The 12,405-nt window shown below is 26.0% G+C and carries 12 protein-coding genes; 4 read left to right on the forward strand and 8 right to left on the reverse strand.

Features of this window, described 5'->3' with window-relative positions; translation table 11 throughout:
- Positions 1 to 13: 13 nt before the first annotated feature.
- The gene (locus B0175_RS05450; RefSeq protein ID WP_108527653.1) at positions 14 to 1,345 is read right to left on the reverse strand and encodes an ABC1 kinase family protein; all 1,332 of its coding nucleotides are present in this window, start codon (positions 1,343 to 1,345) and stop codon (positions 14 to 16) included.
- A gap of 224 nt (positions 1,346 to 1,569) precedes the next feature.
- Positions 1,570 to 1,833, reverse strand: coding sequence for a hypothetical protein (locus B0175_RS05455; RefSeq protein WP_108527643.1), 264 nt, complete (start codon positions 1,831 to 1,833; stop codon positions 1,570 to 1,572).
- 222 nt (positions 1,834 to 2,055) lie between these two features.
- On the opposite strand from B0175_RS05455, the gene B0175_RS05460 reads away from it, so the two are divergent.
- From B0175_RS05460 to B0175_RS05470, 3 genes are read left to right on the forward strand one after another with little or no spacing between them, the layout of a single operon-like run.
- Positions 2,056 to 3,048, forward strand: a complete 993-nt coding sequence (locus B0175_RS05460; RefSeq protein ID WP_108527644.1) for a DctP family TRAP transporter solute-binding subunit — start codon at positions 2,056 to 2,058, stop codon at positions 3,046 to 3,048.
- Between the two features lie 13 nt (positions 3,049 to 3,061).
- Positions 3,062 to 3,607: a TRAP transporter small permease gene (locus B0175_RS05465; RefSeq protein ID WP_108527645.1), complete on the forward strand. Its 546-nt coding sequence runs from the start codon at positions 3,062 to 3,064 to the stop codon at positions 3,605 to 3,607.
- 2 nt (positions 3,608 to 3,609) lie between these two features.
- Positions 3,610 to 4,890 carry a TRAP transporter large permease gene (locus tag B0175_RS05470; protein ID WP_108527646.1) on the forward strand — a complete coding sequence of 427 codons (1,281 nt, stop codon included), beginning with the start codon at positions 3,610 to 3,612 and terminating at the stop codon, positions 4,888 to 4,890.
- A 17-nt stretch (positions 4,891 to 4,907) separates the two neighbouring features.
- On the opposite strand, the gene B0175_RS05475 is transcribed toward B0175_RS05470, so the two are convergent.
- Positions 4,908 to 6,392, reverse strand: coding sequence for a cache domain-containing protein (locus B0175_RS05475; RefSeq protein ID WP_108527647.1), 1,485 nt, complete (start codon positions 6,390 to 6,392; stop codon positions 4,908 to 4,910).
- A 67-nt stretch (positions 6,393 to 6,459) separates the two neighbouring features.
- On the opposite strand from B0175_RS05475, the gene B0175_RS05480 reads away from it, so the two are divergent.
- A complete protein-coding gene (locus B0175_RS05480; protein WP_108527648.1) occupies positions 6,460 to 7,149 on the forward strand; it encodes a response regulator transcription factor in 690 nt (229 codons plus the stop codon).
- A 3-nt stretch (positions 7,150 to 7,152) separates the two neighbouring features.
- On the opposite strand, the gene B0175_RS05485 is transcribed toward B0175_RS05480, so the two are convergent.
- From B0175_RS05485 to B0175_RS05505, 5 genes are read right to left on the reverse strand one after another with little or no spacing between them, the layout of a single operon-like run.
- On the reverse strand, positions 7,153 to 8,064 hold the full coding sequence (locus tag B0175_RS05485) for an AEC family transporter (protein WP_108527649.1): 912 nt from the start codon (positions 8,062 to 8,064) through the stop codon (positions 7,153 to 7,155).
- A gap of 1 nt (position 8,065) precedes the next feature.
- Positions 8,066 to 8,554 carry a YhcH/YjgK/YiaL family protein gene (locus B0175_RS05490; RefSeq protein WP_108527650.1) on the reverse strand — a complete coding sequence of 163 codons (489 nt, stop codon included), beginning with the start codon at positions 8,552 to 8,554 and terminating at the stop codon, positions 8,066 to 8,068.
- A gap of 8 nt (positions 8,555 to 8,562) precedes the next feature.
- Positions 8,563 to 9,795 (reverse strand): glucose-6-phosphate isomerase, encoded by a 1,233-nt coding sequence (locus B0175_RS05495; protein WP_108527651.1) that lies wholly within the window; start codon positions 9,793 to 9,795, stop codon positions 8,563 to 8,565.
- The gene (galU, locus tag B0175_RS05500; protein WP_004510886.1) at positions 9,795 to 10,652 is read right to left on the reverse strand and encodes a UTP--glucose-1-phosphate uridylyltransferase GalU; all 858 of its coding nucleotides are present in this window, start codon (positions 10,650 to 10,652) and stop codon (positions 9,795 to 9,797) included. The genes B0175_RS05495 and galU overlap by 1 nt, the downstream gene beginning before the upstream one ends.
- A 1-nt stretch (position 10,653) precedes the next feature.
- Complete coding sequence (locus tag B0175_RS05505; RefSeq protein ID WP_004510887.1) at positions 10,654 to 12,030, reverse strand: phosphomannomutase/phosphoglucomutase; 1,377 nt, start codon at positions 12,028 to 12,030, stop codon at positions 10,654 to 10,656.
- Positions 12,031 to 12,405: the final 375 nt, after the last annotated feature.

Consider the following 12,405-nt stretch of genomic DNA (forward strand, 5'->3'; position numbering starts at 1 on the left):
ATAGTTTATATATCTATTTTATAAATAGAATTTTTAAAAAACCAATTGATACTAAAATCAAAGCAATATTTTTTAGATTTTCATCATAAAAAATCAAAAATAGACCAAATAAAACAAATGATAAAGATTTTAAATATGAACCAAAATACTCTTTTAAATCTTTTTTTATAAATTCTAGTTGATCTTTGTTTATTAATACTTCAAGTTCACCTTTTGAACTTTTTGAAATCATCTGTTTTAGACTTTTTAAAAATTTAGGTAAAGATTCTATTTCATCTAAAATTATTTCTGTAATAGTGGTTTTTATTCCTAAAGCTTCGGGAAGATTATCTTTTAAAATTGGTAATATATCTTTTACTCCATTGAAATTTTCTATGTAAGTTGTTCCTAAACCTTCTATTATTGCACTAACTCTTAAAATATATACTGCATCACTTGGTAATTTAAATGGTAAATTTCTTGTACTTTCTAAAACTTCAAAAGCTAGTTTTTGCATAGATTCACTAGATAAATTGTCATTTGAAAAAATATCAAACATTTTTTGACTAAATTCAACCATCAAACTTTGAGGAGCTTCATAGCTAATAGTTCCTAATTTTTTATTTGCTCTTACAAAAGTATCAAAATCACCTTTATTTGCGCCATCAATTAGTTCAATAATAGCAACTCTTGTATCATTAGAAATATTTTTAACCATTCCAAAGTCAAGTAAAACTAAATCTCCATTACAATTTATAAGCAAATTTCCAGGATGAGGGTCTGCATGAAAATATCCATTCATTAGCATTTGTTGTGTATAAAAGTTTATAAGTTTTGAAATAATCTCTTTGAAATCAATATTATGTTTTATTAAAGAATTTTTATCATCAAATCTAAAACCTTCCATAAAACTCATAACAAGCGCACTACAACTACAAAACTCTTCATAAGGTTTTGGGAATAAAACACCACTATTTTCATAGATTTTTGAGAATTTTTTTAGATTTTCAAGTTCAATAGTAAGATTTGTTTCATCTTTTATCATACTTGAAAATTCATTTATAACTGCATCAATTGAATTTTTTGTGTAATATGAAAAAAGTGGTCTAAAAAGTTTATTAAAAAAGTTTAATATTTTTATATCAACTCTTACTTGTTTTTCTATATTTTTACGTCTAAGTTTTACTGCAACTTTTGTATCATCATTTAGATATGCAATATGAACTTGTCCTATTGAAGCACTTGCAATTGGTTCATTGTCAAATTTTTTAAAATAATCTTGCTTGAAAGACTCTTTAAAAACTGATTCAAAATCATTTTTAGACATTTTTGGAAGTTTATCATGTAGCTCTTTTAGTTCATCCAAATACTCTTTTGAAAAAAAATCTGACCTTGTTGCTAATACTTGAGCGAGTTTTATAAAACTTGCTCCCAAATAAAATATTGTCTCTTTTAATTTTTTTGGTTTTAAAGGTTTAATAAATAAAAAGCTATCCCTTTTTTTAATAAGTAAAAAAAGAGATAATAAAAATCTAAAAATTAAATAGATTCTAAAAAGTGAAAAAAGTTTTAGATATATAAAAAAAGTTTTTATTTTAAATCCTGTTTTAATTTCTCTAAATCTGCTTTTGTAGCAACTCCTAGTTCATCTAAAACTTCTTTAAACATATCTTTTATTTTTGTTTTGATTCTTTCATCTTCATCTTTTCCTTTTTTTTCTAAAGACTCCAAGAAACTCTTTGCATCATCTGTTTTGATTTTTCCTTTTTCTTCAAGAGTTTTTAACTCTTCTTCAACTTTTTCTTTTAAAAGTAAAGCTCCACCAAGACTTGTAAATAATATTTCTTTTAACATTTTTTGCTCCTTAAAATATTTAGCTAAGTATATAACTATTTTATCAAATTATAGGTATTTTATAAATATTTTGTAGCACTATTATGCCAATTTATATATTTTATTTTAAGATTAATTTAGTTGTAAAGATAAAAATAAAAATTTTTTAAATATCTTTTTTTACATAATAGCTACATAATTTTTTGATATAATCAGAGCCTATTAAAAATTAAGGAGAAAATTATGAAAAAGACTATTGTCGGAATTGTGACTGCTTCACTGTTAGCAACATCAGCAATGGCAGCTGATTATGTAATGAAAATTAGCCACGTTGTAAGTTCTAGCACACCAAAAGGTATGGCTGCTGATTATTTAGAAAAAAGAATTGAAGAGTTAACTCAAGGAAAAATTGATGTTCAAGTATTTCCAAACTCTCAACTGTATGGTGATGGAGATGAAATGAAGGCTTTAGCTATGAACAATGTTCAAGTAATTATGCCAAGTTTATCAAAATTCCCATCTATTGTACCTCAAATTCAACTTTTTGATTTACCATTTCTTTTTAGAGACAAAGAACACTTATATAAAGTTATGGATGGAGAAGTTGGAGCAAAACTTAAATCTTATGTAGATGCAAAAAAACAAATGATAGCATTTGATTATTGGGATGCTGGATTTAAACATTTTTCAAGTTCAAAACAACCTATTATTAATCCAGAAGATGCTAAAGGTTTAAAATTTAGAATTCAAAGTTCAAAAGTTCTAGAAGCACAATTTAAAGCTGTTGGTGGAAATCCACAAATTTTACCATTCTCTGAAGTTTATTCAGCACTTCAACAAGGTGTTGTTGATGCGACAGAAAATCCTTTATCAAATTTCTATACAAAAAAATTTCATGAAGTTCAATCTAGCCTTACTTTAAGTAGCCATGGATATTTAGGTTATTTAGTTGTAATGAATCAACAATTCTGGGATAAATTACCAAAAGATTTACAAGAAAAAGTTGCACTTGCTATGAAAGAAGCAACAGAGTTAGAAAGAAAAGAAACTGCTATTGAAGATGCAAAAATTATGGAAGCATTAAAAAAATATGCAGCTGATACAAAAAAACTTGAAATTTATCAGTTAACAAATGAGCAAGTGGCAAAATGGAGAAAAGTTATGGAATCTATTTATCCACAATTCTATAGTGTAATTGGTGAAGATTTAATCAAAAAAGCTATTGAGACAAAATAAGTAAAGAAGAAATATGAAAAAACTTTTTAGTATTTTAGATATTATAGTTGGGACAATAAATCAAACAATAGCTGTTTATGGAATGATATTAGGTGTGTTATTAGCATTTATTAATGTGGTTCTAAGATATATATTTGATATGAGTCTTCCTTGGGCCGCAGAACTTACTAACTATCTTTTCATCTGGTCAGCTCTTTTTGGTGCTGCTTATGGATTTAAACAAGGTGCGCACATCTCTATTACATTGTTAATAGAGAAGTGTTCTCCTATTGTTATGAAGGGATTTTTGATTTTTGCAAGTTTATTATCTATTGCGTATCTCCTTTTAATTTCATATTTTGGATATGAACTTGTATTATTCCTTATGGATTTTGGTGAAATAAATGTAGATTTACAAATTCCTATGTGGATTCCACAGCTAGTTATACCAGTTGCATTTTTACTTGCAGCGTATAGAGTTGTTGAAAAACTTATTGAACTTTATAAAACGGATGCTGATAAAATTAAACTATTTAGTGAGCATGAAGCCATTTTAGAAGATATTAAAGGAGAAAAATAGTTATGGTTATAGCTACACTTTTTATTTTACTTTTTGGTTTAATGTTAATAGGAGTTCCTGTTGCAGTAGCATTAGGAGCTAGTACATTAGCTTCGGCATTTTTATTTACAAATTTAGATTTAATGGGAACAGCTTCTCATATTTTTGATGGATTAAATAAGTATACACTTATGGCAATTCCTATGTTTATCTTAGCTGGTTCATTATTATCAAGAGGAAGTGCTGCTTCTAGAATTATTAACTTTGCAAAAAGTTTAGTTGGACATTTACCAGGTGGTTTACCAATTGCAGCTATTTTAGCATCAATTATATTTGCTGCTATTAGTGGAAGTTCTCCTGCAACAGTTGCTGCTATTGGTTCTGTTATGTATGGAGCTATTAAACAAGCTGGATATAATGAACAATTCGCCATTGGAACAATCACAACTTCTGGAACTTTAGGTATCTTAATTCCACCTTCAGTTGTATTTATTGTATATGGTGTAAGTGCTGATGAGTCTATTGGAAAACTATTCATGGCTGGAGTAATTCCAGGTCTTATGATAGGTGGAATGATGATGATAATGACTTACATCTTAGCTAAAAAGAATGGTTTTAAAGCAGAAAAGATGGCAAGTTTAAAAGAGATAATTATTGCTTTTAAAGAGTCATTTTGGGCATTATTAATTATTTTTGTTGTTATTGGTGGAATTTATGGTGGAATATTTACACCAACTGAAGCTGGAGCAGTGAGTGTTATGTATGCATTTTTTATCTCTTTCTTTGTATATAAAGATATAAAAATAAAAGATTTATATAAAATTGCATTAGATTCAGCACAAACAAGTTCTATGATTTTCTTTATCATTGCAAATGCTATGATTTTTGCACACTTCTTAACAGATGAGCAAATTCCTCAGCATATTACTCAAATGATAATAGAAGCAAATGTAAGTCCTTTAATGTTCTTGCTTATTGTAAATATTTTACTTTTAGTAATGGGACAATTTATGGAACCTAGTTCTGTTGTAATGATAACAGTTCCTTTATTACTTCCAATTGGGGTTGCTTTAGGAATTGATCCTATTCATCTTGGTGTTATTATGGTTGTAAATATGGAAATAGGTATGCTTACTCCACCTGTCGGATTAAATCTATTCGTTGCAAGTGGAATAACAGGATTGAGTATGGGACAAGTTATAAAAGCTTCATTACCAATGACATTAGTTTTATTATTTGGATTAATGTTGATAACTTATATTCCAGCAATTTCGCTTTGGCTTCCAAATTTAATGTTTGGATAAAACTTTGAAAGAAGAGATTAACTTTTAGTCTCTTTTTCCAAAATAATACTAAATTTAGCTCCAAAATTACTATTTTCTACACTTAAAATTCCTTTTAAACTTTTTTCAACTATCATTTTTGACATATAAAGCCCAATTCCTGTTCCTTTACTCTGACTTTTAGATGAATAATATGCTTCAAAAATTTTGTTTAAAGGTTCTATATTAATTCCTCCACCATTATCTTCTATAATTAAACTAATACTATTTTTATCTTCAAGAGAATAAATTTTTATAAGAGGTTTTTTTATATCTTTTTCTATTAAAACATCTTTTGCATTTTTCAAAATATTTAAAATAACTTGTTGATATTCATTTAAATAAGTTTCTAATTCAATATTTTTATCTATATTTACATCTATTTGAATGTTGTTTATTCTTAAAACAGTAGAATTGATAGTTATTACACTATCAATTAATTCACTCAAATAAAATTTTTCTTTTTCTTTATTTGTAGAAAAAAATCCTCTAAAATCATCGATTGTATTTGACATATATTCTAAAACCATATTTGCTTCTTTTAATTTTTGTTTCATACTCTCTTTATCTAAACGATTTGTATCATACTTTAATTTTATTAGCATTAATATTGAAGATATTTCAGCTAATGGTTGTCTCCATTGATGAGCAATATTTGACATCATCTCTTCCAAAGATTTATTTAAAATTTTTAGTTCTTTTTCATTTTCATCGACTTTTTGTCTATAATCTTTTAAAATTTTGTAAATCTCATTTGATATAGCCATTGAAATTAAAATTGCAATTATAAAAAATAATAAAAAAAGTATTATATTTTGTGAAATTTGTTTTTTTATTTCCTGCTCTTGTTCTTCTTTTTTTATATTTAATTCATTTTCTATATCATCAGTATAAATACCAACTGCTACAATCCAGTTGTATTTAGGATAAAATTTAAAATATGATAATTTATAAATAAGATTTTTTGAATCAGGTTTTTTGTATGAATAAGAAGTATATGATTCTCCTGTTTTTATTATATTTTCTAAAAATTCTTTTCTAAACTTTTTTCCATTTACATCTTCTTCATTTGTAGATATAAATTTTCCAGATAAATCTGGTCTATTAGGATTTACTAGCATTTTTGCAAAGTTATCACCACCTTCAAAATTTACAACTTCATAAATAAAAATATAGTTACTCTTTTTTTGTTCAAATGTTAAATTGCTTAAAAGTTTTATTGCATACTCTTTTTGTTCTTGTTCTGTCAGATTTGAGTAAGCAATGTTATAATCTAAAATATCAGTTACCATTGTAACTCTCATTTTTAAAGTCTCTTTTATCTCTTTATAATATTCATTTTCATAGTTTTCCATTTGTTTTTTCAAATTATCTTGTGTATTTTCCAAATAAAAAAATGATATAGCAAGAATCATGGCGGACATGATTACTAAAAAACTCATCATAATGGTTTTTAATAGATTTTTTTCTATGTTGTAGTTCAAAATAGTTCCTCATTTAATAATGCTTTGTTATAATAACACATCTTTACTGATTTGGATTTAGATAATTATGAATAAAAATTTTGGCAAACTTAATGTATATACTGTTTTATATGTTGAAGATGACCTTGGAATACAAAATAATATAAAAGAGATATTAGAATTTTATTTTAAATATGTATTTGTTGCTTCAAATACAAAAGAAGCATATAAATTATATATGGAAAATAGACCAGACTTAATAATTACAGATATAAAAATGGATGATGAATCAGGTATAGATTTTATAAAAAAAATAAGACAAAATGATACAAAAACAAGAGTGATAATAACTTCAGCATATACAAATACAGAATATTTATTAAAAGCAACAGAATTATTTTTAATAAAATATATTGTAAAACCAATTACACATGATAAGTTGAATGAAGCTTTAGAATTATTTATAAATTCACATAAAAAAGAGATAATATTTTCTTTAAAAAATGATTGGACTTATGATAGTGCAAAATCTATCGTAAAAAATGAAAAAGAAGAATATATATTAACAAAAAAAGAGTCTATGTTCTTAAAACTTCTTTTATCTAAAAATAGGGTATTGAGATACGAAGAAATACAGCGTCATATATCAGATGGAGATGTAATAATATCTCAAAATGCAATGAGACTTTTTATAAAAAATTTAAGAAAAAAACTACCAGATGATTTTTTAAAAAATATGCAAGGAATTGGATATTTCTGTGATACGAAAAATAATTAGAATTTAGACAAAATATTTTATAAAGACTATTAAAAATAGTCCAGCTAAAATAGTTTGTACAGTTATAATTGTTGTCATTAGTGATAAATCACCATTAAGTTGACGAGCTAATATAAATGAGCTTGGTGCTGTTGGCATGATAGCAAATAAAACTAAAATAGAAATCATTATTTCATCTAATTGAAAAGTTTTTCCTAAAAAATAGATGATTATAGGTAAAACTACAAATTTAGCTATACAACTTACACTCAAATCTTTTTTTGTACTTTTTATCTCTTTTAAAACTAAAGCATAACCAATAGATAAAAGTCCCATTGGAAGTGCTGCACTACTTAAAATTTTAAGTAAATTTCCTATACTAATTGGAATTTGTAAAGTTGAAAAATTTATCAAAGCACCAATAACACAAGAGATTATCAATGGATTTTTAAAAATAGATTTTAAAAGATACATAAAATCAATCTTATTGTTTTGTGAATATAATGCAAAAATCGTAATACAAAAAATATTTAAAATTGGAATGGCAAAAGTTATTATAATAGCTGATAAGATTAAACCATTTTGTCCAAAAATAGAGCCACTTAACGCTAAAAATACATAAGTATTAAATCGAATTCCACCTTGAACAATTGAAGTAAATGAATCATTTGTTGTTGGACTAAATTTATTAAATATCATCAAAATAATCATTGTAATAAATATAGCAAGAATAGAAACTAAAATAAAAGTTATACTATTTGCATCAAATTTTGCTTTAGATAAAGTTAAAACTAAAAGAGCTGGCATTAAAATATAATAAGTTAGTTTATCAGCCATTGGCCAAAATTCGTGAGAGGGAAAGCTTATTTTTTTAAATAAATATCCAATTACAATAAGAGAAAAAATTGGAATTAAACTTGAAAATATCTGTTCCATTTTAAATAGCTACTTTAAAAACAGCTTTGATAATTTTTTCATTTTTATCAACTTTTAAACAAGGCATATGAGCATCACTTGGATAAAAAATAGCTAATTCATTTTCTCTAATTAATAAAGATGAAGAGTTAATAGATTGCGCATGTTTAGCATAATCCAAAGACTCATTGTATTCTTGTATTATTTCAAGATTATTTATATTCTCAACTTCCATTATCTCAGTTCCATAAAAAATATATTGAATATCTATATACTTTTTATGAGACTCAAAAAAGCAATCTTTTTTATCTTTTGAAACATAAGCTTGTTCAAGAACAAAACAGTTCTCATCAAGAACTATTTTGTTACAGTCACCAATTTTTATATTTTCTAGGCTTTTATACTCTTTTGAAGATTTATCTTGCAATTTTTGAATATATGAAAATGATTTTTCAAATTTAGGATTGTTTATTTGATTTTTTATATCTTCATATTTTCCAAAAATTGCCATGATTTTCCCTAGTTTTTATTTTTTAACATCTCTTTTAAGATGATTTTTCCACCTTCAACACCTGGTTGATCATAAGTATTAATTCTTAAAAATTTCCCAACAATAGAAGTTAATAGCTCATAATAAAATAGAAGTTTTCCTATTTCATATTCGCTTATTTCTTCAATTTCAATTAAATCTATTGGAATATCTTTTTTATACTCTTTAACTGACGCAATAGTTGCATCTGCTTGAAGATTGATAAGTTCTTTAAAATCAAGATTATTTATATAATCTAAATCTTCTAACCCTTGTAATGTAATTGGAGCGATTTTTGTAGCATCTTTAAAATCTTTAATTTTTATAAATGTTACAGTTTTATCTCGTTTACCTTCAACAATTAGTTGTAAAAATGAATGTTGATCAACTGGTCCTAAAAGTCCAATTGGAGTTAAACCTTGATTTGTATTATTTACATCAATTTTACCAAGACTTTCTCCCCAAAGTTGAATATACCATTTATTAAAACCTTCAAGAAGTTGTGAATATGAAAAAATCGCATTTACATTATAAATGTCCTTATATTCATAATATGTTCTTGCTTTTTTTAGTAATTGGTTATAAAGTTCATTTTGTTCAAAAAATGATGTTGAAATTTTTCTTGCACCATTTAAAAGTTCATCAATATCAAAACCAGCAAGATGTAAAGGAACTAATCCAACATTTGATAAAACTGAAAATCTTCCACCAACATTTTTTGGAATTTCAAAAGAGTTTATTTCATTTGCTTTAGCAAATGTATTTAATTTGCTATCATCTTCTGTAATTACTAATAAATTTGATTTATCAATTTTAGTAATCGACATAAGATATTTAAAAATAGAGATAGTTTCTATTGTTGTCCCTGATTTTGAAATAACAATAAATAAAGTATCTTCTAAATTTAATTGAGCAATTGTTCCATTTAAATTTACAGGATCCGTACTTTCAAAGAAATAAAGTTCTTTTTTTAGAGTTTTATTATGCTGTTTATTATATTTCATAAAATTATAAATAGCATAAGTTCCTAAAGTGCTTCCACCAATTCCAATAACTGCTATTTGTTTTTGAGAAAAGCTTAGACTATCAAGTCTAGCTTTTAAGTTTGTTGTATCAACATACGGAAGAGAGTAGTACCCAATATCATCTCTCTCTTTTTTTATTTCTGTAAAAATTTGCTCATCACTTAATGATACTTGAGGATAATATAGGCTATTTTTCATTATTTCTTACCAGCTTCTTTCTTTTCTTTTTTTGTTGATTTATCGTAAAAGTAATTTGTTGCTTTTACATAACCATCTACGCTTCCACAATCAAATCTTTGACCTTCAAATTTATAAGCTAAAACCATTCCTTTTTTAGCTTGAGTTAAAAGTGCATCCGTAATTTGAATTTCTCCACCTTTTCCTGGTTTTGTCTCTTTTATAATATCAAAAATATCAGGAGTTAAAATATATCTTCCAATAATTGCTAAGTTTGAAGGAGCAACTTCTGGTTCAGGTTTTTCAACCATGTCTTTAATCATATAAATTCCTGGTTCAATTTCATTTCCAGCAATAACACCATATTTATTTGTTTCTTCTTTTGGAACTTCTTCAATAGCTACAATTGAACAATGATATTTTTTATATAACTCAACCATTTGAGATAAAACTCCATTTGTTGGAGCATCACATAAGTCATCTGCTAAAAGTACAGCAAAAGGTTGATCTCCAATTAAAGTTTCACCACATAAAATTGCATGTCCTAAACCTTTCATCTCTATTTGTCTAGTATATGAAAATGTACATTTTGTAATAACTGATCTAATTTCAGTTAAATAATGTTCTTTATTTGTACCTTTAATTTGATGTTCTAACTCATAAGAGATATCAAAGTGATCTTCAATTGCTCTTTTACCTCTACCTGTTACAATTGCCATTGTATCCATACCAGCAGCAATTGCTTCTTCTACTCCATATTGAATAAGTGGTTTTGTAAGTACTGGTAACATCTCTTTTGGTGTTGCTTTTGTTGCTGGTAAGAATCTTGTTCCATAACCTGCAGCTGGGAATAGACATTTTTTAATTGGATTTTTCATATTATTTTCCTTGTAATTTATTAAATAGATTTATTAAAACTTCTTCATAGATTTTCGCATTTTCTTTTGTATCTGCTTCAAATCTTGTCACTAATTTTGGAGTTGTGTTACTAGCTCTTACTAATCCCCAACCTTTTTCAAAAATAACTCTGATTCCATCGACTGTGATAATATCCTTGATTTTTGGAAAATCAGCAGGTGGATTTGTTAAAGCATTTTTTAAATCTTCAATTATTTTAAATTTTGTTTCTTCTGTTACAGTTATATTTATTTCTGGAGTTGAATAAACTTTTGGTAAAGCTTCATACTCTTTGTCAAAATCAAAATTTTGGTCAATTAATTCTAAAGCTCTAAATGTTGCATAAATAGCGTCATCATAACCAAAATATCTGTCATTGAAGAATAAATGTCCAGAAACTTCAGCCGCAAAATCTGCTTTTGTCTCTTTTATTTTTACTTTTAAATTTGAATGACCTGTTTTATACATGATAGCTTTTCCATAAGAATTAATAGTATCATACATAACTTGAGTACATTTTACTTCACCAATTACCGTAGGGTTTTTGATGAATCGAGAGAAAAATATTGCTAATATATCTCCTTTAAAATTATACTTTGGAGAAAGTAAAGCAATTCTATCTGCATCACCATCGTAAGCAAATCCAAAATCAAATTCACCACTTGCTAACTCTTTTTTTATATCTTCTAAAGTGTGTTCATCACTTGGATCTGGATGGTGATTTGGGAAATTACCATCTGGTTCTTCAAATAAAATTTTATATTTAATATTTAATCTATCAAGAATTTCTCTTAAAACAACACCAGCAACACCATTTCCACAGTCAAAAACAAATTTTTTATTTTCAAGTTTTAAGTGTGAAAAACTTTTTACTATATAATCTATATATCTATTTTTAGAATCAATCAAAATAGTTTTTTCATTATCTTCTATTGATGTATTATCTGCAAGAATTTCTCTTCCCAATGCATAAATATCTTCACCAAAAAATGGATCTTTATCTAAAGTAATTTTAAATCCATTATATTCTGGTGGATTATGACTACCTGTTATCATTACTGAGCCATCACATTTTAAACCATCAAAATCAGTAAAGTTTGCAAAATAATTTGCAGGAGTTGGAACTAATCCCATATCTAAAACTTTTAATCCAGCTTTGTTTATTCCTGAACTTAACCAGTTTTTCAAAGTTGGAGAATGAAGTCTTGCATCATAGCCAACAGCCATATAAACAGCATTTGGAACTTTTTTTTGTAAAGCTTTAGCTAAATAATAACCAATTTTCTTTACTACATCTTCATTTAACTCTTTTTCGAATATTCCTCTAATATCATATTCCCTAAAAATAGATGCACTCATTGTATATAAATCTCCTAAATTTAAAAGATATAAAATTTATCTTTTTGTGAATGAGATTTTATCTAATAAATTGTTAAATAAATGTGTAATTGATAAAAAAACGCGAATTTGCAAATTTAAGCTATATTTTAGGAAAGTACTCTTGACAAGAGAAGAAAAAGGTATTATAATTCCCGTCCAATTTGACAAGACGAAGTTCAAAATCAAATTACGATCTTTAAAAGAAGAGAGTTTGTAAAGAAGTAATCTTTGTAAACTAAATATGTTAATCAAACAAAAAAGAGAAAAAAAACAAGAAGTAAAACTCTTGTCTATTCGAAAAAAAACATGAGTGATAATTTTGTAATTAAGTAATTATAAAATATGTCAGTTTCA

This window comes from Arcobacter lacus (genome assembly GCF_003063295.1).
Lineage (GTDB): Bacteria > Campylobacterota > Campylobacteria > Campylobacterales > Arcobacteraceae > Aliarcobacter > Aliarcobacter lacus.